The 21,982-nt window shown below is 55.2% G+C and carries 20 protein-coding genes; 8 read left to right on the top strand and 12 right to left on the bottom strand.

Translation table 11 applies throughout. From position 1 onward, the window contains the following. Positions 1 to 10: 10 nt before the first annotated feature. Complete coding sequence (locus Q0W94_RS07800) at positions 11 to 487, top strand: DUF3122 domain-containing protein (protein ID WP_297757475.1); 477 nt, start codon at positions 11 to 13, stop codon at positions 485 to 487. Here the strand turns inward: Q0W94_RS07800 and Q0W94_RS07795 are convergent. The 3 genes from Q0W94_RS07795 to Q0W94_RS07785 are packed head-to-tail and all read right to left on the bottom strand — an operon-like array spanning position 484 to position 3,500. Then, complete coding sequence (locus Q0W94_RS07795) at positions 484 to 1,857, bottom strand: anthranilate synthase component I (RefSeq protein WP_297757473.1); 1,374 nt, start codon at positions 1,855 to 1,857, stop codon at positions 484 to 486. The two genes, Q0W94_RS07800 and Q0W94_RS07795, sit on opposite strands and share 4 nt — an antisense overlap. Continuing rightward, entirely contained in the window at positions 1,857 to 2,759 is a 903-nt protein-coding gene (locus Q0W94_RS07790; RefSeq protein ID WP_297757471.1) for an energy-coupling factor transporter transmembrane protein EcfT, read from the bottom strand. Before Q0W94_RS07790 ends, Q0W94_RS07795 begins: the two co-directional genes overlap by 1 nt. Before the next feature lie 9 nt (positions 2,760 to 2,768). Continuing rightward, complete coding sequence (locus Q0W94_RS07785; RefSeq protein WP_297757469.1) at positions 2,769 to 3,500, bottom strand: PspA/IM30 family protein; 732 nt, start codon at positions 3,498 to 3,500, stop codon at positions 2,769 to 2,771. A gap of 149 nt (positions 3,501 to 3,649) precedes the next feature. Between Q0W94_RS07785 and Q0W94_RS07780 the strand changes: the two genes are divergently transcribed. Then, positions 3,650 to 4,063, top strand: a complete 414-nt coding sequence (locus Q0W94_RS07780; protein WP_297757467.1) for a pentapeptide repeat-containing protein — start codon at positions 3,650 to 3,652, stop codon at positions 4,061 to 4,063. An 8-nt stretch (positions 4,064 to 4,071) separates the two neighbouring features. Here the strand turns inward: Q0W94_RS07780 and Q0W94_RS07775 are convergent, their stop codons facing one another. After that, positions 4,072 to 5,175: a histidinol-phosphate transaminase gene (locus Q0W94_RS07775; RefSeq protein WP_297757465.1), complete on the bottom strand. Its 1,104-nt coding sequence runs from the start codon at positions 5,173 to 5,175 to the stop codon at positions 4,072 to 4,074. Between the two features lie 114 nt (positions 5,176 to 5,289). Here Q0W94_RS07775 and Q0W94_RS07770 point away from each other — a divergent pair, with 114 nt between their 5' ends. Continuing rightward, entirely contained in the window at positions 5,290 to 6,225 is a 936-nt protein-coding gene (locus Q0W94_RS07770) for a DnaJ C-terminal domain-containing protein (RefSeq protein WP_297757463.1), read from the top strand. A 1-nt stretch (position 6,226) separates the two neighbouring features. On the opposite strand, the gene panB is transcribed toward Q0W94_RS07770, so the two are convergent. Further along, positions 6,227 to 7,012: a 3-methyl-2-oxobutanoate hydroxymethyltransferase gene (gene panB / locus Q0W94_RS07765; RefSeq protein ID WP_297757460.1), complete on the bottom strand. Its 786-nt coding sequence runs from the start codon at positions 7,010 to 7,012 to the stop codon at positions 6,227 to 6,229. Between the two features lie 337 nt (positions 7,013 to 7,349). Here panB and Q0W94_RS07760 point away from each other — a divergent pair, with 337 nt between their 5' ends. Then, entirely contained in the window at positions 7,350 to 8,873 is a 1,524-nt protein-coding gene (locus Q0W94_RS07760; RefSeq protein ID WP_297757457.1) for a bifunctional aminoglycoside phosphotransferase/ATP-binding protein, read from the top strand. Between the two features lie 45 nt (positions 8,874 to 8,918). Then, positions 8,919 to 10,205, top strand: coding sequence for a homoserine dehydrogenase (locus Q0W94_RS07755; protein WP_399371454.1), 1,287 nt, complete (start codon positions 8,919 to 8,921; stop codon positions 10,203 to 10,205). Here Q0W94_RS07755 and cysW read toward each other — a convergent pair. The 5 genes from cysW to Q0W94_RS07730 all read right to left on the bottom strand — a co-directional run bounded on the left by cysW (position 10,202) and on the right by Q0W94_RS07730 (position 18,299). Further along, positions 10,202 to 11,041, bottom strand: a complete 840-nt coding sequence (gene cysW, locus Q0W94_RS07750; protein WP_297757455.1) for a sulfate ABC transporter permease subunit CysW — start codon at positions 11,039 to 11,041, stop codon at positions 10,202 to 10,204. The two genes, Q0W94_RS07755 and cysW, sit on opposite strands and share 4 nt — an antisense overlap. Then, positions 11,028 to 11,879, bottom strand: a complete 852-nt coding sequence (cysT, locus tag Q0W94_RS07745; RefSeq protein ID WP_297757452.1) for a sulfate ABC transporter permease subunit CysT — start codon at positions 11,877 to 11,879, stop codon at positions 11,028 to 11,030. The genes cysW and cysT overlap by 14 nt, the downstream gene beginning before the upstream one ends. After that, positions 11,879 to 12,937, bottom strand: a complete 1,059-nt coding sequence (locus Q0W94_RS07740) for a sulfate ABC transporter substrate-binding protein (RefSeq protein ID WP_297757450.1) — start codon at positions 12,935 to 12,937, stop codon at positions 11,879 to 11,881. The genes cysT and Q0W94_RS07740 overlap by 1 nt, the downstream gene beginning before the upstream one ends. A 489-nt stretch (positions 12,938 to 13,426) precedes the next feature. Next, positions 13,427 to 17,407 carry a magnesium chelatase subunit H gene (locus tag Q0W94_RS07735; RefSeq protein ID WP_297757447.1) on the bottom strand — a complete coding sequence of 1,327 codons (3,981 nt, stop codon included), beginning with the start codon at positions 17,405 to 17,407 and terminating at the stop codon, positions 13,427 to 13,429. A 226-nt stretch (positions 17,408 to 17,633) separates the two neighbouring features. Next, on the bottom strand, positions 17,634 to 18,299 hold the full coding sequence (locus tag Q0W94_RS07730; protein ID WP_297757444.1) for an ABC transporter ATP-binding protein: 666 nt from the start codon (positions 18,297 to 18,299) through the stop codon (positions 17,634 to 17,636). Positions 18,300 to 18,324: 25 nt separating this feature from the next. Between Q0W94_RS07730 and Q0W94_RS07725 the strand changes: the two genes are divergently transcribed. Beyond that, complete coding sequence (locus Q0W94_RS07725; protein WP_297757441.1) at positions 18,325 to 19,212, top strand: Sll0314/Alr1548 family TPR repeat-containing protein; 888 nt, start codon at positions 18,325 to 18,327, stop codon at positions 19,210 to 19,212. A gap of 148 nt (positions 19,213 to 19,360) precedes the next feature. Next, positions 19,361 to 20,101: a TerC family protein gene (locus tag Q0W94_RS07720; protein ID WP_297757439.1), complete on the top strand. Its 741-nt coding sequence runs from the start codon at positions 19,361 to 19,363 to the stop codon at positions 20,099 to 20,101. Here the strand turns inward: Q0W94_RS07720 and ndk are convergent. Further along, positions 20,076 to 20,528: a nucleoside-diphosphate kinase gene (gene ndk, locus Q0W94_RS07715; RefSeq protein ID WP_297757436.1), complete on the bottom strand. Its 453-nt coding sequence runs from the start codon at positions 20,526 to 20,528 to the stop codon at positions 20,076 to 20,078. The two genes, Q0W94_RS07720 and ndk, sit on opposite strands and share 26 nt — an antisense overlap. Before the next feature lie 55 nt (positions 20,529 to 20,583). Here ndk and Q0W94_RS07710 point away from each other — a divergent pair, with 55 nt between their 5' ends. Beyond that, positions 20,584 to 21,381, top strand: a complete 798-nt coding sequence (locus Q0W94_RS07710) for a PhzF family phenazine biosynthesis protein (RefSeq protein WP_297757433.1) — start codon at positions 20,584 to 20,586, stop codon at positions 21,379 to 21,381. Here the strand turns inward: Q0W94_RS07710 and cobO are convergent. Further along, positions 21,378 to 21,980 carry a cob(I)yrinic acid a,c-diamide adenosyltransferase gene (gene cobO, locus Q0W94_RS07705; RefSeq protein ID WP_297757430.1) on the bottom strand — a complete coding sequence of 201 codons (603 nt, stop codon included), beginning with the start codon at positions 21,978 to 21,980 and terminating at the stop codon, positions 21,378 to 21,380. The genes Q0W94_RS07710 and cobO overlap by 4 nt on opposite strands. Positions 21,981 to 21,982: the final 2 nt, after the last annotated feature.

Below are 21,982 nucleotides of genomic sequence, written 5' to 3'. Positions count from 1 at the left end.
AGGTGCTCCCATGGTCCGTTGGGAACGTTGCTTACTTTTGATCCTGTTAATGATTCCCCTGTGGCTGGCGGTGTCCCCCAGTAGCGATGCCATGATTCGCACCATTGAAGAGGCTCCCAATCAAGTGGTGGTGCAGTCGCGGCATTCGTTGCGCGATAACCGGGGCTTTACGTGGCAGGTGATTCTCTTTTCGCGTCCCGAGCAGTTGCAGTTGCGCTTGGTGGGGTTTCCAGAGCAGTACCATTTTCGCCATCCCGATCCCTTGGTGTTGGTCACGTCCAGCGGTCAAACCCTCACAGCTGCGGATGACTTTCCCAAGGCAGACACTGTTGCCAATGTAGGACAGTTTGATCTATTGCCCCTCGCCTCGCAACTGCCGCGGAGTGAACCCTTGGTTCTGCGTCCACCCCTAGAGGAGCAGGGGATTGAGATTGCTGTTCCTGCCGCGGTGGTCATTGAGTGGCAGGCCCTGATGGCGGAAGTTTAGGAACGGGTGGCAATGGGCGTTGCTGTTCCGAGGGCAAGGAGCAGGGCTTGGGCTTTGCTCAGGGATTCTTGCCATTCCCGCTCTGGATCGCTGTCGGCCACAATACCGGCACCTACTTGTCCCCAAGTTGTCTGGCGATCGCGCCCCACCAAGAGGGTACGGATGAGGATATTCAAGTCCAGATGCCCTCGCTGATCCCAGTAGCCACAGGAACCGTAGAACAAATTGCGGGGAAAGGGTTCAAGAGCTGCCAAAATCTCCATGCAGCGCACCTTGGGACAGCCGGTAATGGTGCCACCGGGAAAGAGGGCACAGATCACATCCACGGGGGATTTCCGCGGCTGCAACTTGCCGCGCACATTGCTCACGAGGTGCATCACATGGCTGTAGTACTCCAAACTTAGGAGTTCATCCACCACCACACTGCCCCATTGGCAGATCCGCCCCAAGTCGTTGCGCTCTAAATCCACAAGCATAATGTGTTCTGCCTGTTCCTTGGTATTGCTGCGGAGTTCCTCAGCATGGGCGCGATCGGCCGCAGGGGTTTGGCCGCGGGGACGGGTACCGGCAATGGGTCGGGTTTGCACCCAATCTCCCTGCACCTGCACCAAGCGTTCCGGTGAGCAACTGACAATGTAGCCCCAAGGGGTTTGCCAAAAGCTGGCAAAGGGAGAAGGGTTAATCTGCTGTAGCCGCAGGTATTGTTGCCACGGATCAACGCGGCCATTATGGCAAAAGCGCGCCGACAGATTGGCCTGAAAAATATCGCCGGCGCGGATATGGTGGAGAATTTGCTCAACGGCTGCTTGGTAGGTATCGGACTGCCAGCCCGCCGCGAGTTCAATGCGGCTGGGGCGATCCGGGAATAAAAGCGACGGCTCAGGGGGGGGATCTTCAAGAGTTTGTTGCAGCGCCGCCAGTTCACTCGCGCTCGAAGCCGCCAGATACAGGCGATCCGCCTGATGATCCAAGACCGCAAAGGCTTGAGGCTCATACCAAAAGGCCACTGGAAAAGGGAGCGGATCGGGCTTGGGCGGTGGTAGCGCTTCAATTTCCCATGCCAATTCGTATCCCAGCCATCCCAACCAACCGCCTGCAAAGGGCAGATGGCTGACTTCTTCAGGCACGGCGGTTGCTTGGGGAAATGTTTGTAGGGTTGGCAACACCTCACCGAGGGATAAAACCCACTGGCGATCGCGCCGCGGTGACCCCGCACAAATGGAATAGCGAGCTTGGGGTGTGGGGGCTTGGGCTGGACTTTCCAGTAGGACAGCAATCGGCTCCCGCAAAAACAACTGCTGAAAAATAGCGCGACCCGGGCGCCCCCACAGGGGCAGCGAACGCCAAAGCCACGGCTCACAGGGGCGCATCACGAGTGCTCAACCCCCAACCAACCCAAGCGAATTAACCAAAATAGCCCCATACCCCCCAAGGCCAACCAATCTCGCCGCTGCAATCGCAGATGGTGCCACGGATTATCGTAGGTTCCCGGTTCTTGAAAGCCCCGCACGTGCATTGCGCAGGCCACCTGTTCTGCCCGCAGGAGCAAATTTTCCAACAGCCGTACCGCTAAGGTGAGCCACAGCTTGATACTGCCTTTAATGCCCACGAGTCGCCAATTGATGGCACGAGTCCGCACCGAGCGGCTCAGGTTTTGCACTTCTTCCAAGACCAAGGGAATAAACCGCAGTGAAAGTGTCAACGTCAGGGCAATTTCGGCCACCGGCAGCTTAAAGCGTTTCAGGGGCTGCATGAGATTTTCTAAGCCAGCGGTCACTTCCTCAGGAGCAGTGGTGAGCAAAAACAAATGCGTACTGTACAGGAGTGTAAACAGGAGGGTACTCAGGCGGATGCCTAAATCCAGCGATCGCTGGGAGACTTGCAGCTGAAGGGGAAACTGACCCACCTGGGCGTGAAATTGCCACAGGATATAGCGGTAACTCGTGGCCGGAACTGCCGCTGCCAAGGGACGGCGGGGTTGATAGGTGACAGCCATCCCATCGGGCATCAAAGCTGTGATCACTAGAATTAAACTACCCACCAGGAGGAGCCACAGCAGTTGCCGCCGCCATACCCGTGCGGGAATTCCCCCTACGAGTGTCAGCAGAATTAAGCTGACCACTAGCCCCAACCGCCAAGTGACATCCGCTAAAATGGGGGCCAACAGAAATGTCATCAACCATGCCAACTTGACCCGTGGATCAAGGCGGTGCAGCCAAGTGATCGGTTGTTCAAGGTAGAGCCCTAGGGGGAGCGATCGCAGCAAATCCATGGAAAATAGTTAGTTTTTCTCCAGTTGCCGCCGCAGCGCTTCCAACTCTGGATCGTAGGCAGGGGTGCTACTGGGGGACAGTTGCGGATTGGCTAACTCTGCCTTCAGCCGCGCTAAGTCCTCCTCCACACTGCCCGCTTCGAGGGCAGCAAACTTGGCCTCGAGGGTATCGCTATTGAGTTCAGCCACCGCTTGGGAGCGAGCCTCCAGTTCCTGAACCCGCTCTTCCATGCGCTCAAAGGCGGCCATGGGGGCGTTGATGTTCATACTGCTAAAGGTTTGTTGCAGTTGCTCTGAGGCCTTGGCTGCCCGTGCCCGTGCCACTAGCATTTCTTTGCGGGTTCTCGCTTCAGCAATCTTGCTTTCAAGTTGTTGCATTTGTTTTTTGAGCGTTTCTACTTGAGTCACAGACTGCTCCAGTTGCCCTTTGAGGGCCATGGCTGCATTGAGTGCTGTTTTTTTGCGACTCAAGGCCTCCAGCGCCAGTTGCTCATCCCCATGTTGTAGGGCAATTTTGGCCCGGCGTTCCCACTCAGCCGCCTGCTGTTGATTTTGGTTGAACTGTTGCTCTAACCGCTTTTGGGAGGCGATCGCTTGGGCAACGGCTTGCCGCAGTGTTACCAGATTGTCCTGCATTTCGATCATGGTCTGCTCGAGAATTTGTTCAGGATCTTCGGCAGCACCCACCAGCGCATTGAGCCAACTGCGAACCACACGGCTGACGCGATCAAAGAGTCCCACAGCGTTATCTCCCTATTGGTTCCTTATCTATAGCAGTATGCCACTTTCTTCAGATCCTGTGGCCACGAGTCTCAAAAACGCTTGCTGCCCTAGGCTTAGGCTATAGTAAAATCATCCGAATCCTGATCCTAACTTTCGTAACTTTAGTGATGTCTGCTTCTTCGGGGCGATCTTCAGACTCCTTTGATAAACATGGTTTTCTCAGTCGCTACGCCCCAGCCATTATTAATCAAAATAGAGCCAATCAAATGCTGGCGGATTATGGCAGAGGGCGGCGTGACTTTCGGCGGCTTGATTTGCGCGGTATCACCCTAGAAGACGTGAATTTAGCAGGGGCAGACCTCAGTGGTTCGGATTTAAGCAATGCCACACTCACCAATGTAGATTTGACTGATACCAAGCTGATTGAGGTTCAGCTGATCAATGCTGAACTCACGGAGGTGCAACTGCACCAGGCGAATCTGAGTCGAGCCAATCTGCGAGGTGCTAAACTCACCCGTACTTCCTTGGCCGCGGCAACCCTGCGGGGCACAGTTCTCCCCAATGGCCGGTTGTCGGATTAGGTGTCGGATTAATCGTGTTGGTTCAAATAGGCTTGCAGCCGTTGCCAAAAGCGCTCCATCTGCGCAGGCGTGCCAATGGTTACCCGGATGCCGCCGGCGATCGCCCGCACAAGGGTCCCCTGACTCCTGAAGGCAGCCCACAGGGGCAAAGTGTGTTGGGGTTCCCGCAAGCGGAAAAAGAGGAAATTGGCCACACTCGGCCACACCCGCAGTTGGGGGCAGGACTGAAGCCGTTCATAGAGCTGATCCCGCTGCGCTAGCACCGTGGGAATTTCTGCGAGCAGGGCCTGACGATGGTCAAGCACAACTTGCGCCGCCACTTGCGAAAATGTAGGCAGGTTATAGGGCAGACGAACTTTTTCTAAAACCGCAATCACCTCTGCATTGCCAATGGCATAGCCGACCCGATGTGCCGCCAGTCGAAAGGCCTTGGAAAACGTCCGTAGAATCAACCAGTTAGGATGGGCTGCCAAGTCCCCCACTAGTGTCTTGCCGGAAAATTCAAAATAGGCCTCATCAATCACCACTAAAATATCCTCAGGAAGCTGCCGTAGCCAGTCCACCTCAGCTGCAGTGAGGGGGTTTCCGGTCGGCGAGTTGGGTTGCAGCATAAAGAGAACGCGCACCGGTGGAGCCGCTTGGGCAATGAGGGTATTGGCGGCGGCAATTTGCACTGCAAACGTGTCAGGATCACGGGGTGCCCGATGGACGGGAATCCCTAGGGTTTGGGCGAGGATCCCGTATATGGAAAATGTCGGTTCTGCCACTAGGATAGAACCGTAGCCCCCAATCGCCGTGGCCAGCAGTATGGAGCGAATCAGCTCATCGGAGCCGTTGCCAACCGCAATTTGGTGTGGGGAAATTTCAGTTGGGCTGTGTTCACTGACGTAGCGGGCGATCGCCTGCCGCAGTGGCCAGTGGTGACTATCGGGATAGCGATGACTGGCTAGGGTGCTGACGTACTGCTGAGCTAACGCCTCCTTAAGGGCAGTGGGCAAATCCCACGGAAACTCATTGGTATCGAGGTAGTCCAGTTCTAGGGGTAGGGAGTCGCTCGTGGGGGTGGAGTAGGCGCGGAAGTTGCTCAGTTCTGGACGAAGAAACGTCGCCATGCCAAGACGGTATAAAGGGATTCAACTATAATAGCACTGAGCTTTTTGCCCTAATTTGCTGCCAGCCCTGATACTCAACCTTTATCTTTTGATTACGTAGAGGCGAATGTTCCTATGGCGCGTACCGACTTCAAAGATTACTACCAAATCCTCGGGGTCAGCAAAAATGCCACGGAGGCCGAAATTCGGCAGGCCTTTCGCCGCCTTGCTCGCAAGTACCACCCCGACTTGAATCCGGGGGATAAAGAGGCAGAAGCTCGTTTTAAGGAAATTAACGAAGCCCACGAAGTGCTTTCAGATCCGCAAAAACGACGCAAATACGATCAATTTGGTCAGTATTGGCAGCAGGCCAGTGCCGCGGAGGCGGGTGGCTTTAATGTCAATGTGGGCGACTTTGGCGCTGATTTTAGTCAGTTTGCCAACTTTGAAGAGTTTATCAATGAATTGCTGGGGCGATTTGCGACAGGCACAGGGCGTACCCGCACTTGGAGCACGGTTGGGTTTGACACCTCAGGATTTGGCAGTGCCGATGCAGAAGCGGAGATCCAAATTAGCTTTCAGGAGGCCTTTCAGGGCTGCCAAAAATCATTTGCCATTGGTAATGAACAGGTGACCGTGACGATTCCCGCTGGCATTAAGCCAGGGACAAAGTTGCGGCTGCGGGGCAAAGGTCAATATAACCCCTATAGTCAACAGCGGGGAGATTTATATCTCACGGTACAGGTGGCGCCCCATCCCCTCTTCCGCTTTGAGGATGATCAACTGGTGATTGATTTGCCTATCACTCCCGATGAGGCGGCTTTGGGTGCGCAGGTGACGGTGCCGACACCTTCGGGGAATGTGGTTTTGAATGTGCCGGCGGGAACGCGATCGGGGCAATCGCTGCGGTTACGGGGCAAAGGCTGGCGCAGTAGTGGCGGCATGGCTGGCGATCTCCTTGCCAAGGTGCAAATTGTCCCCCCCAAATCCCTGAGTGCCCAAGAAAAAGACCTCTACGAAAAATTGCGATCGCTCCGTACCTTTAATCCCCGTGCCCATTGGCCGATCTAAGTCAGGGAAATTGCCGCGATTTGACGGCTTGGCAGTAATTTTCAATGGCGGCGATCGCCTGTGTTCCCAAGTCGGCATATACCTTGGCAAAGGGCGGCACCTGGTCGCTTAAACCCAAGATATCAGCCGTCACCAGTACCTGACCATCGCAGTGGGGGCCGGCGCCAATCCCAATCGTGGGAATCTTGAGCTGGGCAGTAATCTGCTGCGCCAAAGCCGCAGGAATATGCTCCAAAATCACGGCAAAGGCACCGGCATCGGCAAGGGCAAGGGCATCCGCTAGAATCCCGGCTGCCCCCTGGGGAGTATTCCCCTGTTGTCGCCATCCCCCCAACTGATGCACCCGCTGCGGCAATAGACCCACATGACCCAGCACTGGAATTCCCGCCTCCACTAAGCGCCGCGTGGCTGCCTGCACCACAGGGGAGGCGCCTTCCATTTTCACCGCTTGCACTTCTGCCTCTTTGATTAAGCGCCCCGCCGATCTCAGAGCCTGTTCAGGGCTTTCTTGGTAGCTCAAAAAGGGCAGATCACACACCAGGAAACTATGGGTAACGCCTCGGCGCACGGCTTGGGCATGGTGAATCATCTGGTCAAGGGTCACAGGCAACGTGGTTTGATATCCCAGGGCAACCATCCCCAGGGAATCCCCCACAAGGATCACATCTACCCCTGCCGCATCCAACAGGCGTGCCCACAGGTAATCCCAAGCCGTGAGCATGGTAATGGGTTCTCCCAGCACTTTTTTTTCTTGGAGTTGGGGTAATGTTACAGGGCGACGCACCATAGCCATATCTAAAAGGGTTGTATCCCCATCCTCTAAAGGAACAGAGAAAACGTCAATTGAGCTTTATCAGCAGGAAGCCGCCCATTGCGAATTCTGTTCACTCAAAAGTAAATTCAGTGTCGAGGTCACAGCTGTATAGGGTATGATTGATTAAAGAGAACTGAGGTCTCGGGAGAGTTTCCTTGATAGGTCTTATATGTCTGCGCCCTGGATTCCACGGTGGCAGCACCCTAAGACCGGTGTATAAAGATATCCATAAAACGTGAAGCCCGATCCCCCTCTGAAATGTGTTTATTCAGGGAAGAGGAGCGTCGGGGGTCGTTCACTCACAATACACATGTCTTTGCCTGCCTTTGTTGAAGCCCTATTAACCCCTGCTGCCTACCCCCATGCGGTCACCGCGCCGATTGAATTGCTGCAAACGCATATTTCCTATGTGTTTCTGACGGGGGAGTATGCCTATAAGGTGAAAAAGCCAGCGGACTTTGGTTTTTTGAACTTTACAACTCTAGACAAGCGGCTGTTTTACTGTCAGGAGGAGTTGCGGCTTAATCGCCGCTTGGCGCCAGATCTCTACTTGGGGGTGCTGCCCATTGTGGCGGTGGGCGATCGCTATTGTGTGGCGGATCCCCAAGACTTACCCGCGGGGGCTGAGGTCATTGACTATGCTGTGCAAATGCGCCAATTTGATCAGTCGCAACTGTTTTCTCACCTCTTTGCGGCTAACCAAGTCACCCCTCACCTGATTGAATCCCTCGGCAAAGAACTAGCCGGCTTCCACCGCAGCGCTGCTACGAGTCCCCACATTAGTAAATTTGGCTCTCCGCGGGCGATCGCCCAAGTGATTAACAACTGCCATGCCTTGGCTGCCCAGTTTGTCGGTCGGTGTCAATCCCCAGCGCAGTACGCGGCCATTCAAGCCTTTACCGATGACTTTTTGAGCCGTCATCAAGAGTGGTTTGTGCAGCGGCAGGCAGGGGGCAAAATTCGCGAGTGCCACGGCGATCTGCACCTGAATAATATCTGTCTATACAGGGGCAGGGTCCAAATTTTTGACTGTATTGAGTTCAACGAAGAATTTCGCAATATTGATGGCATCTATGACGCCGCCTTTTTGCTGATGGATTTGGAGTTTCGCGGTCGTGGTGACCTGGCCAATCTTTTCCTCAACACCTACTTGGAATGGAGTGGTGACTATGAGGGGGCGGTGCTCTTGCCCCTGTACCTGTGTGTGAGAGCCTATATTCGGGGCAATGTGAACGCCTTGGCCCTCAATGACCCGGCCATTAGCACCGCCGCAAAGGCCCAAATCCAAGCCACCGCCTCTGCTTACTATGCAGCCGCCTATCGCTATACCCAGCCGCGTTCGGCAAAACTCTATGTCATGTGCGGTCTTTCAGGGGCAGGCAAAAGTACGCGGGGACGGCGACTAGCCCAGGCGGAGCAAGCAGTTCAAATTCGCTCCGATGCCGTGCGCAAGCACTTGGCAGGCTTGCCACTAGACCGCCACAGTAGAGATTTTCCCGAACTAGATCTCTATTCTGAGGCCATGACCCAAAAAACCTACGATCAACTCTTGGTTTATGCAGAACTGTTGCTGCGTCAGGGACAAACGGTGATTTTGGATGCGAAGTACGATCGCGTGGCGCTGCGCCAACCGGTGATTGCCCTAGCCGAGAAACTGCACACGCCCCTGGAGATCCATTTCTGCAATGCACCGCCGGAGGAACTGCGCCGCCGCTTGAGCGATCGCCAGGGGGATATTGCCGAGGCTACTCCAGAACTGCTAGAAAGCCAGATGGCCAATTTTGAACCCTTTTTACCGGAGGAGGAGCCCTACGTTCGCCATGTGTGTGACTAGGGCGAGGGCAACTGATAATAGGAACAGTGCAATAGGACGGCTCTGATGTATCACATTGGTTTACTGGGATTGGGCACGGTCGGTGGCGCTGTGGCGCAAATTTTGGCAGATCCAGCGGGGCGCCATCCCCTGCTCAAGGAACTGGCGATCGCCCAAGTGGGGGTACGGGATCCCCATAAGCCCCGTGCCGTTGCCCTTGATCGGCAACTTTTGACAACGGATTTGGAAAGCATTGTCACCAACCCAGCCATTGACATTGTGGTGGAAGTCCTCGGCGGTATTGAACCGGCGCGATCGCTGATCCTCAAGGCCATTGCCCATGGCAAGCACATTGTGACCGCCAACAAGGCCGTCATTGCCCGTCATGGTGCCGAAATTTTTGATGCTGCCAATGCCCAAGGGGTCTATGTGATGCTCGAAGCTGCCGTAGCCGGTGGCATTCCCGTCATTCAAGCGCTACGACAGAGCCTCGGGGCCAATCGTATCCACAGTGTCAGCGGCATTCTCAATGGCACCACCAACTACATTTTGACCCGCATGCAGCAGGAGCAGGGGGATCTTGCCCCCATCCTTGCCGATGCCCAGCGCCTAGGCTATGCCGAAGCTGATCCCAGTGCCGACATTGAGGGTTGGGATGCAGCGGATAAAATTGCCATTCTGGCCAGCCTTGCCTTTGGAGGACGGATTCGCCGCGAAGAAGTCTATGCCGAGGGCATTGGTGGGATCACAGCAGTGGATATTGCCTACGCTGAAAAACTGGGGTTTCGCATTAAACTGCTGGCGATCGCCCGCCAACTCAGTGGTCAGCCCCTTGAGGTGCGCGTTCATCCCACCCTCGTGCCCCTCGATCATCCCCTTGCGGGTGTCAATGGCGTCTATAATGCCATTCTCCTAGAGGCAGAGCCCTTAGGACAGGTGATGTTCTATGGTCCCGGTGCCGGGGCAGGGGCAACCGCCAGTGCCGTCGTGGCAGATTTAATTAACGTTGCTGCTCTTCTACCCCAGGGACCCGCCAGCCACCCTTTGCTCACCTGCCAGCACAATCAGTTTATGCCGCTGCTACCGATGGCAGAGGTGGATAGTCGCTTCTATGCTCGTGTCCATGCCCAAGATCATCCGGGGGTGCTGGGAAAACTGGGCACCTGCTTTGGTCAGCATCATGTTAGCTTGGAATCCCTAGTTCAAATTGGCAGCCATAACGAGCTGGCAGAAATTGTGATTGTCACCCACCACGTGCGCGAGGGCGAGTTTCGCCAAGCGATGGCCGAGATTGCCCAAATGGCAGACATTGAAGCAGTGCCCTCCGTTTTGCGGGTTTTGGGCATGTCCTAGGGATTGGGCTTGATGCCTGTCTTGCGCTCTAAAATTTCCTTCACTACCAGGGTCACCAAGGCCAGCAGGCCAAGGATGACCGCTGCCGCATAGGCAGACTCGGTGTTGTAATTTTTATAGGCGTCCTCCACAAAGAGGGGCAGGGTTTGGGTAAGGCCAGCCACATTGCCAGAGACCACTATCACAGCACCAAATTCCCCCATGGCGCGGGCATTGGTTAACAAGACACCGTAGAGCAGCCCCCAGCGGATATTGGGTAAAGTGACTCGCCAAAAAGTTTGCCACTCATTGGCTCCAAGGGTTTTTGCGGCCTCCTCCTGCTCGGTGCCGATTTCTTCCAGCACAGGAATGACTTCTCGCGCCACAAAGGGCAAACTAACAAAGGCGGTTGCTAGCACCATCCCCGCAAAGGAGAAAATAACGCGCATATCCAGCGCTTGCAGCCAGCCCCCGAACCAGCCATTGCGGCCATAGACCAGTACCAGCATCAGTCCAGCAACAACGGGGGAGATGGAAAAAGGTAAGTCAATAATGCTGAGCAAGAGGGTGCGTCCTGGAAAACGATGGCGGGCGATCGCCCAAGCGGCACAGAGGCCAAAGACGGTGTTTAAGGGCACCACCACCAAGGCAAGGGCAAACGTCAACCACAGGGCATGGAGAAAATCGGGCTCCAGCAAATTTTCGACAAAGGGGATGACTCCCTTGTGAAACGCTTGGAAAAGGACATTGGCCGCTGGAATCAGCAGCACAAGGGCTAGGTAGCCGATGGCAATGCCAATTAAAAGGACATGCAGCCACGGCTTTGCTTGGGTGGGAGAGGGTTTAAGGCTCCGCATAGCGCCGTCCCCATGCTTGCAGCAGATTAATCAGAAATAAAATTCCTAAGGAGACCAAGAGCATCACCGTACCAATAATGGTTGCCGCCTCATAGTCGTACTGCTCTAAGCTCTGAAAGATGAGCACCGAGGCAGTCAAGTCCCGGAACGAGGTGTTGGAGGAAATAATAACAATTGAGCCAAATTCACCTACGGCCCGTGAGAAGCCCAGGGCAACGCCTGTGAGAATCGCGGGCATCAAAGGCGGCAAAATGACTCGCCAAAAGGTCTGCCCATGGGTGGCCCCCAGGGACCACGCAGCCTCCTCTACATCTTTTTCCATTTCCATGAGGACAGGCTGAACCGTGCGAATGACAAAGGGCAGGGAAATAAAGAGCATAGCCACCGCAACTCCCCAGCGGGTAAAGGCAATTTTCACTCCCCAGGGGGCCAGTACACTGCCAATCCAGCCGTTTTCACTATAGACCGTTGCCAAGGTCAGACCTGCCACCGCCGTTGGCAGCGCAAAGGGCAGATCCACCACGGCATCAAAAAAGCGCTTCCCTGGAAAGGAGTAGCGCACCAGCACCCAAGCAATCAGGGTGCCAAAAACGCCATTGATCAGGGCTGTCACTAGGGCAGTGACAAAAGTTACCTCATAGGCCGAGAGGGCGATCGGCCGCGTTGCTACCTGCCAAAAATGCAATGGCCCGGCACTGCTCGCGCGGCTAAAGAGGGCAGCTACGGGCACAACCAGCATCACCAGCAAGTAAAAGACGGTGATTTTCCAGACCCAAGGGAACCGCCAGCGCCGTTTCTGAGGAGAGAATGTGGGGGAAATGGGGTGAGTAGCACTCATCAGGCTTGGTTCTCCCGCTGAATTTGCCGCTGAATTTGATCAAACAGGGCACCTTGGGCAAAAAATTGAGCCTGCACCCTCTCCCATCCCCCGAGATCCCTAACGGTAAACAGAGTAGGTACCCGTGGAAATTCTTGGGCATGGGCAGCCAGAACTGTCCCATCCACTGGCCGAAAGCCATATTGAGCAAAAACTTCTTGAGCCTGAGGTGTGTAGAGAAACTGAATGTAGGCTTGGGCAACCTCACGAGTACCGTGCTTATCGGCGTATTTGTCCACAATCGCCACTGGGTTTTCAATGAGGATATTTACCTGAGGAATCTGGTAGGAGAGGCGCTTCCCCTGCTTTCGGGCCAAAATCACTTCACTTTCATAGTTGATCAGGGCATCTCCCTGTCCCTGCGTCAAAAAGGCGTCGGTGGCCTCACGGCCATCGCGGGGGAGAGCCGCTACGTGGCGAAAGACCTCAGTGAGAAAGGCTTCGGCTTCCTGAGGGGTCCCCCCCGTCTGTGTTACTGATCCCCAGAGGGCAAGGAAGTTCCAGCGGGCGGCTCCAGAGATTTTGGGATTGGCCGTCACAAAGGTCACGCCCTCACGGGTTAAATCCTGCCAGGTGTGTAAATTTTTCGGGTTACCCTCACGGGTGATCAGGGTACAGACAGAGGTGGTGACAATACTGTTGTGGGGGGCCTGAGGCGCCCAATCGGGGCGGATTAAACCTGCCTGGGCAATGCGATCCACATCTAAGCCAAGGGATAAATGCACAATATCGGCCTCTAGGCCATCAATGACTGCTCGGGCTTGACTCCCAGAGGCACCATAGCTAGTGCGAAAGCGGACTTCCTGTTGATGTTCCCGTTGCCACTGAGCGGCAAAGAGGGGAATAATTGCCTCGTGGGCTTTCCTAGTCAGGGCGAAGGACACCAAGGTCAAGTTGACCTGGGCAGGACGACCATCCGGTAAGGTGGCTTGAAACTGACAGGCAGCGGTGAGACCACTGAGGCCGACCGCTAGTAAGAATAAGATTAACCCAATCCTAAAACGCCGCCAACTCACCATTCTACTGTTAATCTACGATAAATCGATCGGAATACCGATATGCCAATCCATCTTAGCAGAAGGGGTGGTGATTCTAGCTGAAATGCTGAAAACGTGATCAGCACCTGTCTAGGATTGGTGGGAATCACTCATTGCGGTTGATTGGGATGGGGCGTTTTGCGGTGATGGCGCGATCGCCAGGAGGCTGGCGGAACACTAACCCCTCTTAGCGGCACCCCATACACCGGCTGACGGCAACCACCGAGCTCCACATTGGCATTCAATTAAGCGGTGGTTGTATCCGCAAAGGAAAGGATGGTCAAACCAGTCAAGGAGGATAGGCCAACTACTTGGAGCGTTGTCAACATCCGCAACTCCTCCCCAGAAAAAACATCCTGCGGGGTCTGATGCGCAATCTATAGGGAGGGCTCCGATCACACCTGCGCCCCAATCAAATAAACCCAAATCAAATAAAAAGGGGGAGAGTTTCCCCCAGTTTGTTAACGTTGTTTACTCAACTCCCTCAATCTTGTCCTCCACTTCTTGATAGAGTTGCCGTAGCAGTTCCAGATTGGCCTCACTGGTCTCCCAGTAGCCACGTCCGTGGAGCTCTAGGAAGGTGCTGACCATCTTACGGAACGAGTGAGGGTTGGTATTCAAAAGCCGCTGCCGCATCTGCTCATCGAGAATAAACGTGGCATTCGCTTCTTCATAGACCCAGTTATCCACAGCCCCGGCGGTAGCCGACCAGCCCATTGTGTTCACGAGCCGCTTCGAGATCTCGCGCACCCCCTCGTAGCCGTGGGCGAGCATTCCTTCGTACCACTTGGGATTCAGGAGCTTGGTACGGCTGTCGAGGCGAACGGTTTCCGAGAGGGTTCGCACTTGGGCATTGGCGGTGGTGGTATCGGCAATATAGGCCTTGGGTTGCTTGCCATCCCCCCGCAGTGCTGCCACCAGCTTGGTCGGATCCGAGTCAAAGTAGTGGCTGACATCCGTGAGGCTAATTTCTGAGGAGTCGAGGTTTTGGAATGTCACATCCACAGTTTTGAGCGCCGTTTCAAAGAGTTCCCGGGCCTGCTGCATCGTCCCCGGCGAATCCGCCGAGAAGGCAAAGGATTTACGGGAGAGATACATATCTTGAAGTTCCGACTCCTGTTCCCAGGAGCTATTTTCCACCGCTAGGTTGACATTGGCCGCGTAGGAACCAGAGGCATTGGTAAAGACCCGTGTGGCCGCTTGGCGCAGGTCAATCCCTAGTTCTGAGGCCTGTTGCAAGGCGTGCTTGCGGATAAAGTTTAGCTCAAGGGGCTCATCGGCTTCGGCAGCCATTTTGATGGCACGGTCAATCAGCGCCATCTGGTTAATAAAGAGATCGCGGAAGACGCCCGAACAGTTGACAACCACATCAATGCGGGGCCGCCCCAGCTCCTGGAGGGGGATGAGTTCCACCTTGTTGACGCGCCCCAAGGAGTCGGGTAAAGGACGTGCCCCCACTAGCCACAGCACTTGGGCAAGGGACTCGCCATAGGTTTTGATATTATCTGTGCCCCAGAGCACCATGGCAATGGTTTCTGGCCACTGGTTGTTATTTTCTGCTTTTTGCCGTGCGAGGAGGCGATCCACAACAATTTTGGCAGATTGCACCGCCGCGGCCGTAGGAATGGCTTGGGGATCCAGGGCGTGGATATTTTTGCCGGTCGGCAGGACCTCAGGATTGCGAATTGGATCGCCACCGGGACCCGGGAGAATGTACTCGCCCTCAAGGGCTTGCAACAGTGCTCCCAGTTCATTGTCAGCGACAATTTGCTGCAAACAGAATTCGAGATATTCCATGAGGGGCTTGAGAGCGGCGGCATCCACTTGGGTATAGCCTGCACCATGGAGAGATTCAATCCACGGCTCTTTGCGCCCCATGTTAAAGAAATTCAGCTTCGAGACCCGCGACACCCGACCATCGGCATCAGCTTGAGCTTGGACAAGGGCACTGACGGCGGCGCGGGTGGCTGCGTTAATCTGGCGCAGCAATTCGACATCCGCCAGTACGCCGCGATCGCTCTGCTGATAAATGTCGTCAATATCCCGGCCTAAACTTTCGGCAATCAGGCGGGGCAGACTCTTAATGCCGTCCTCAGCGCGATCCAAGCTGGCAATATTCACCAAGGTGGCCACTGCTTCTTCCGTTGTTGGTGGTTTACCAATCACGTGCAGACCACAGGGCAGAAGGCGGCTTTCAATCTCCATCAGCTTGATATAGACCTTGCCCACGAGGGTATCGCGCTCCTCAGCCGTGAGTTCGGCAGCGTCCTTGTCGGGGAGAGCGACATCCTGATCGAGATTCACCATCCGGCACTTGTCCATGATCGTGTTGACAATCTGGACCCCTCGACCGCTATCTTTGAGGCTTTGGTAGGAACCAATGAGATCGCTGAGTTCCCGTAGCCCTTTGTAGAGACCGGCATTTTCCGCCGGCGGTGTGAGGTAGCTAATTGTGTTGGCATAGCTGCGGCGCTTGGCAATAGTGGCCTCGGAGGGGTTGTTGGCGGCGTAGTAGTAGAGGTTGGGAATACAACCAATGAGATTATCGGGATAACAATCGCCGGACATCCCCATCTGTTTGCCGGGCATAAACTCCAAGGAGCCATGGGTGCCAAAGTGAAGGACGGCGTCCGCCTGCCAAATGTGGTTGAGGAAGGTGTAGTAGGCAGCAAAGCCATGGTGGGGACTGGCGGAGCGAGAAAAGAGCAGCCGCATCGGATCCCCCTCGTAGCCAAAGGTGGGCTGCACGCCAATAAAGACGTTGCCGTAGATTTTGCCGTAGATCAGCAGGTTTTGGCCGTCGCTGTTGAGGTGTCCCGGCGGTTTGCCCCAGTTTTCTTCAAGGCGCTTGGCATAGGGGGTGAGGCGCTCGTATTCGGGCACGCTCATGCGGTAGGCAATGTTGAGTTCAGGACTGCCCACTTGGGCGCGGGCGTCGTGGAGAATTTCCTGCATCAGGGCTTCAGGACTCGCCGGCATGTCCTGCACATCATAGCCATTGTTTTTCAGGGCTTCCATGACTTTGTAGATGGAGCCAAAGACATCCAAGTAGGCAGCCGTACCAATGTTGCCCTTGTCGGGTGGGAAGCTAAAGATGGTGATGGCAACTTTCTTTTGTACCTTGGGTTTGCGGCGCAGATTGGCCCACTTCAAGGCTCGCTGCACAATCATTTCGACGCGGTCTTGGAGGGCGATCGCCTTACCAGTCATGCCATCGCGACCCGAAAGAATAATTGGCTCAATGGCGCCATCCAGTTCCGGTAGGGCAATTTGCAGTGCCACTTGAATCGGGTGCAACCCCAGATCACTGTCCTCCCATTCCTCGGTGGTTTGAAACACCAAGGGCAGTGCCACCATGTAGGGACGGTTGAGCTTTTTCAGTGCCGCTACAGCTTTGGGATGATCCTGCTTGGCGGGGCCTCCCACGAGGGCAAAGCCTGTTAGGGAAACCACCACATCCACAAGGGGTTTATCGGTGTGCAGCGGATCGTAGAAAAATTTTTCTAGGGGCGTTGAGAAGTCCAGGCCGCCGGAGAAGACGGGAATCACGCGCGCCCCTTGGGATTCAAACTCTTGCACAATTGCCACGTAGTGGGCATCGTCACCTGTGACAAGGTGGGTGCGCTGCAACAGCAAGCCAATGGTCGGCACCAGGGGATCTTTGAGATCGGCGCCAATATCGCGACGACTGTTGAACCAGTTGAGGTACTCTTTGAGATCCTCAAACATTTGGGGTGCTAGGGGATGCCAGATGCCCGTGTCGGGGTAGGTGATGGGTTCTTGGTAGTTGAGATGGCTGCTGTATTGCCCCTTGAAGACATAGCGATCGGCCAGCATCAGGAGAAAGTTTTCTAGGTTCTCCGGCGAGCCCCCCAGCCAGTACTGGAAGCTGAGCATGAAGTTGCGGGCATCTTGTGCCTTGTCAATGGGGAGGTACTTCAGGACTTGGGGCAGGGTTCGCAGGAGTTTGAGCATGGCATCTTGGAAGCCGGCCCCTGACTTCTCCTTGCGCTTTTTCATGAAATTGGCAATCACGCTCTTAGATTGGCCAATCTGCGCCAAGGAAAAGCTGCCCATTTTGTTGAGGCGCATCACCTGCGGCAGTGAGGGGAAGACAACCGCTACATCGAGGCGATCGCGATAGGGCTGAACGGCCGCGACCACCTTATCCGCCAAGTCCTCAATAAAAATGAGGGAGGCAATAAACACATTCGCCCGCGCCACGTCTTCACAGAAGGCGGCATAGTTTTCAGGATTGCGCAGTTCCTCAAGGAGATAGCCACTGATTTCAATGGCCACCTGTGGATGGGTATCGTTAATGCGCCGAACCGCTGCCGACAGCGCGCTCTGGTATTGGGCTTCAAGTACCACATACACCACTCGCAACAGCGATCGCCCATTTAACGCCACTGGTGCGATATGCCGAATCGTGGACTTGACGTGGGTGAACATGCGTTCAAACTCCTTGTAACGATCGAGACCAAACCCCAAGTGGGATATACGCCCTTTTGCTAAAACGATAGCGGACATCGAGGAAGTACTATCTCCCTCAGGCCTGCACAGTGCTGCCGGTTTTCCATCCTTGCAAGAAGGGCTGTACCTCTTGTGGTTGTAGCAGAAAATCAAGCTGTAGAGCGACTTTGCGCCCCTGTGGTAACAAATTGCAAAGTTTTGCTACCTAAGTATTAAAACTTATTACAGGACTTGACTGATGGGAAGTCAGTGGCACTAGACAACCATTTTCCAATCGCCACCTGCGATCGCTAATCTCCCACAGTTCGGTGGCCTCATGGGTCACCACAAGAAGACTCCAGTGTTCCTTGAGGCGGCCCAGGACCTGTACCAATTGGCGGCGCATGGACCAATCCAGACCCGCCGTGGGTTCATCGAGCAAGAGCAGATAGGGTTGGCGCACCAGTTGCACAGCGAGAGCAAGGCGACGCTGCTGCCCACCACTGAGGGATTCAGGGCGGGTGTGCAAAGGCAAGTGCTCGAGGCCAACATCGGCAAGAGCACGGTAAAAATTCTCGTAGGGAATTTCTGGGTGGCCAAAGCGCAACTCTTCAAGAATGGTGCTGCCGCAGAAGTAGCGATCTGGGAACTGAAAGACCAATCCGGCCAACTGTTGTAAATGATCTGGTGTGAGAACCTGATCCTGCCATCGAATGATTCCCCGACTAGGGGTGGCCAAGCCCGCTAAAATCTCTAGTAGGGTGGTCTTGCCGGATCCACTGGGTCCGATAATCAATCCCAGTTCAGCCATACCCAAATCTAAATTAATGTCCCGCAAAATGGGTTGAGGGGTGGCGGCGGGATGGTAGCTGAGATGGCGAACCGAAAACAAGATGCAGACTCCGGAGGTAACGACCGTGCAAAGACGTCAATGGCGCCTATGGCAATACTTTGCTCTCTATCTTAGTGGAGCGATCGCGCCCTGGGTACTGAGTAGCGCGGCCCTTGCTGGCGATCCTTTCCGGAACGGCTCCCAGGCGCGACCCATTTCGGATGCAACGGAAGCCGTCTTTGTTGCCCTCTTTCGCGATGGTAACTATGTCAAAGGTAAGGAGCTACTGCCCGCTGCCCTCGAGCGCGATCGCCAAGAACCCCTAACGCTGACCTTGGCTGCCGCCATTGCCTACCTCAATGAAGACTGGGCAGGGTATAAACGCTATGCTGAGGAAACCCTCCGCGCTGCCCAAGCCCTCACGCGCCGCGATCCCCTGCGGGGTAACCTTTACCAAGCAGTCGGTCACTTCTTGATGGCTGGCTATGAAATCTCCGATGCAGGATCCGGTCCTGTAATGGGTACACCAGCTGCTCTGTTGCGGGTACAGCGGGTTCTCGATCATGTGGGCCGCGCCGAAGCTGTCAATCCTCGCGATCCGGAATTGAATCTTATCCGTGGCTTTATGGAGTGGGGCATTGCTAGTAATGTCAGCTTTGTCAGCATGGATCGGGCGATTCAAACCCTGCAAGTCTACGCTGCTCCTGATTACCTGAGATATCGGGGGTTAGCCTTGGCCTATCGCGATCGCAAGCAATGGCCCCAAGCCTTAAACGCTGTTGATCAAGCCTTGGCCCTTGCGCCCAACAATCCAGAACTGCTTTATCTGAAAGCGCAAATTTTAGCCGCCAGTGGCAAGCGATCGCAGGCGCAGCAATACTTCCAGCAGGCCCTTGCCAAACAAAACCAATTGCCACGAGGCATTCGCGAGGAGATTCAGCAGTTTAGCCGCCGCATCCTACCGCAGGGCTAGGGTCCTGGCTCCGACAAAGGAACTCCTTGGGGTTCCAAGACTGAAGCCAGTACTGACGTGAGGGGTTCCATCCTGGGAAAAAGGCTGTGCCGCTAGTGTGCGACGATAAGGATAAGCAGCCAAAAATCTGGAGAACTTCCCTCGCCCGATGATTGATGAACTATTGGAACTCTCGCCCAATTGGGGACTAGATACCCTGTTGTTACTTGTGGTGTTGTTGGCATTGGAAGCAGTTCTCTCAGCGGACAATGCGATCGCCCTAGCAGCTTTGGTGCGAGGCATCGAAGATTTAGATCAACAGCGGCGGGCACTCAATCTGGGACTCAGCATTTCCTATGTTTTTCGGATTGGGCTCATCCTCACAGCAACTTGGGTCTTGCAGTTCTGGCAGTTTGAGTTGGCGGGGGCCCTTTATCTACTGTGGTTATCGGCAAAGTACTTTTTCTTTACGACTGAGCCAGAGCATGAGCACGAGCGGGTGATTCGTTCTTTTTGGCAGGCAGTCCCCCTGCTGGCCTTAGCGGATTTGGCCTTTTCCCTCGATAGCGTGACCACAGCGATCGCCCTGTCGGATGAGCGTTGGCTGGTATTACTCGGCGGCACGATTGGGGTGATTATGCTGCGCTTTATGGCGGAGCTATTTATTCGTTGGCTCCAAGAATTTCCTCGCCTTGAGGATGCGGGCTATTTCACGGTGACGCTAGTGGGCCTGCGGCTGCTGATTCGTGTCATCAATCCGCAACTGGTCCCCTCTGACTGGGTGATGATTAGCCTAATTGCCCTTTGCTTTACGTGGGGCTTTTCCAAGCGGCAGGTGGGGGAGCCAGAAACTCCCCCAAGTCTTTCTAAATCAACCCATGAGCCTACATCTCATACACCCAAGCGGTAAGGGCCGGCTCCCAGGGCACGAGTTCCTGGGTTTGGAACCAGAGATTGATTTCCCGCTCCGCGTTTTCGGGACTATCAGAGCCGTGAATCACATTCCGTCCCACATCCACGGCAAAATCGCCCCGTAGCGTTCCGGGTTCAGCATTGAGGGGGTTGGTGGCACCAATGAGTTTGCGGGCATTCGCAATCACCCCCCGTCCTTCCCAGACCATGGCCACCACTGGCCCAGAGGTAATGAAATTCACAAGCCCCGGAAAGAAGGGCTTATCTTTGTGTTCGCCGTAGTGCTGCTCCGCAAGTTCGCGGCTGACGCGCATGAGTTTGAGGCCGACCAGGGTGTAGCCTTTTTGTTCAAATCGTTGGATAATCGTCCCCACTAGCCCACGCTGTACGCCATCGGGCTTAATGGCTACAAATGTCCGTTCCACGCAGTATGTCCTCTGCTCGATCTACAGGATTGATCTTACGGTTTTCGGGGGTCGGATGCCGCTACCACTGTACCAAGTTGATGCCTTTACCCAAGAACCCTTTCGGGGGAACCCGGCCGCCGTATGTGTCCTAGGGACGTTTTTTGATGATGGGACCTTGGGGGCGATCGCCCGTGAAATGAACCTTTCAGAAACGGCTTTTGTCGTACCGCTGACCAGTGGCTTTCACCTGCGCTGGTTTACCCCTGTGGCGGAAGTGGCTCTCTGTGGTCATGCCACCCTCGCAACGGCCCACGTCCTCTGGCAGCATCAGGGGGTGGTGGAGGACCTAGAATTTCACACCCACAGTGGTCTCCTGCGTGCCCAGCGCCTTGGGGATTGGATCGCCCTTGATTTTCCGCAGCAGCCCGTAACCCCCCTTGAGGATCAGCAGGTGCAAGCTGCAATCATGACAGCCCTGGGAACAACGCCCCTGTTTATGGGACAAGCAGGGAGTGATCTGCTGGTGGAACTGGCCGATGCCGATGCGGTAGCACAGGTAAAACCCGATTTTGACCAGATTGCCCGCCTGCCCTGCCGGGGACTGATTGTGACCGCCCGTGGCGAGAAATATGAATATGACATTATCTCTCGCTTTTTTGCCCCCCAATTGGGCATCCCAGAGGATCCTGTCACTGGTTCTGCCCACTGTAGTCTTTATCCCTACTGGCAGGCCAAGCTCGGTCAACGGGAACTGGTGGCCTATCAAGCTTCAGTACGGGGCGGCGTGATTAAAATGCGACCCCAAGGGGGCGATCGCCTGCTGCTATTGGGTCAGGCGGTTACCATCTTTTCCGGGGAACTCCTGCTTTAGAATTCGATCCCCGGCTGGGCCTTGACCCCCTGCTCCCGAAAGGGATGCTTGACAAGGGTCATTTCGGTCACCAAATCCGCGGTGTCAATCAGGGCTTGGGGAGCACCGCGCCCCGTGAGAATCACATGGGTCATTTCGGGCTTGCGGGCAAGCCCCTCGAGCACCTCTGCCACATTTAAGTACTCTAGCTTGAGGGCAACGTTAATTTCATCCAGCAGCACCAGGCGGTACTCGGGGTTTGTGATGTAACTGAGGGCCAGCTGCCAAGCGGCTTGGGCACAGGCGATATCCCGCTGCCGGTCTTGGGTTTCCCACGTAAAGCCTTCTCCCATCGCATGGAAGGCCAATTGGTCTGACCAATGGCTAAGGACGGTTTTTTCCGCTGGCTCCCATGCCCCCTTAATGAACTGAATAATTGCTACTCGGTAGCCATGCCCTAGGGAACGCAGCACCATGCCAAGGGCCGCTGTGGTTTTGCCCTTGCCGTTGCCCGTATGGACAATAATCAGACCTTTTTCACGGGTGCGCTCCGCGAGGCGTTGGGCCTGCACGGCTTTGCGCTGCTGCATTTTTTGGCGGTGCTGTTCGTCAGTGAGCATGG

This window comes from Thermosynechococcus sp., assembly GCF_025999095.1.
GTDB lineage: Bacteria > Cyanobacteriota > Cyanobacteriia > Thermosynechococcales > Thermosynechococcaceae > Thermosynechococcus.
This window is presented reverse-complemented; position numbering and strand designations above follow the sequence as displayed.

Bases quoted from the DNA above. Each gene is read 5' to 3' on its own strand.
- Q0W94_RS07735 (WP_297757447.1), bottom strand. From the start codon at position 17,407: ATGTTCACCCACGTCAAGTCCACGATTCGGCATATCGCACCAGTGGCG.
- Q0W94_RS07710 (WP_297757433.1), top strand. From the start codon at position 20,584: ATGCCGCTACCACTGTACCAAGTTGATGCCTTTACCCAAGAACCCTTT.
- Q0W94_RS07770 (WP_297757463.1), top strand. From the start codon at position 5,290: ATGGCGCGTACCGACTTCAAAGATTACTACCAAATCCTCGGGGTCAGC.
- Q0W94_RS07740 (WP_297757450.1), bottom strand. From the start codon at position 12,937: ATGGTGAGTTGGCGGCGTTTTAGGATTGGGTTAATCTTATTCTTACTA.
- Q0W94_RS07800 (WP_297757475.1), top strand. From the start codon at position 11: ATGGTCCGTTGGGAACGTTGCTTACTTTTGATCCTGTTAATGATTCCC.
- cysT (WP_297757452.1), bottom strand. From the start codon at position 11,879: ATGAGTGCTACTCACCCCATTTCCCCCACATTCTCTCCTCAGAAACGG.
- Q0W94_RS07775 (WP_297757465.1), bottom strand. From the start codon at position 5,175: ATGGCGACGTTTCTTCGTCCAGAACTGAGCAACTTCCGCGCCTACTCC.
- cobO (WP_297757430.1), bottom strand. From the start codon at position 21,980: ATGCTCACTGACGAACAGCACCGCCAAAAAATGCAGCAGCGCAAAGCC.
- Q0W94_RS07720 (WP_297757439.1), top strand. From the start codon at position 19,361: ATGATTGATGAACTATTGGAACTCTCGCCCAATTGGGGACTAGATACC.
- panB (WP_297757460.1), bottom strand. From the start codon at position 7,012: ATGGTGCGTCGCCCTGTAACATTACCCCAACTCCAAGAAAAAAAAGTG.
- Q0W94_RS07780 (WP_297757467.1), top strand. From the start codon at position 3,650: ATGTCTGCTTCTTCGGGGCGATCTTCAGACTCCTTTGATAAACATGGT.
- Q0W94_RS07755 (WP_399371454.1), top strand. From the start codon at position 8,919: ATGTATCACATTGGTTTACTGGGATTGGGCACGGTCGGTGGCGCTGTG.
- Q0W94_RS07790 (WP_297757471.1), bottom strand. From the start codon at position 2,759: ATGGATTTGCTGCGATCGCTCCCCCTAGGGCTCTACCTTGAACAACCG.
- Q0W94_RS07760 (WP_297757457.1), top strand. From the start codon at position 7,350: ATGTCTTTGCCTGCCTTTGTTGAAGCCCTATTAACCCCTGCTGCCTAC.
- cysW (WP_297757455.1), bottom strand. From the start codon at position 11,041: ATGCGGAGCCTTAAACCCTCTCCCACCCAAGCAAAGCCGTGGCTGCAT.
- Q0W94_RS07795 (WP_297757473.1), bottom strand. From the start codon at position 1,857: ATGCGCCCCTGTGAGCCGTGGCTTTGGCGTTCGCTGCCCCTGTGGGGG.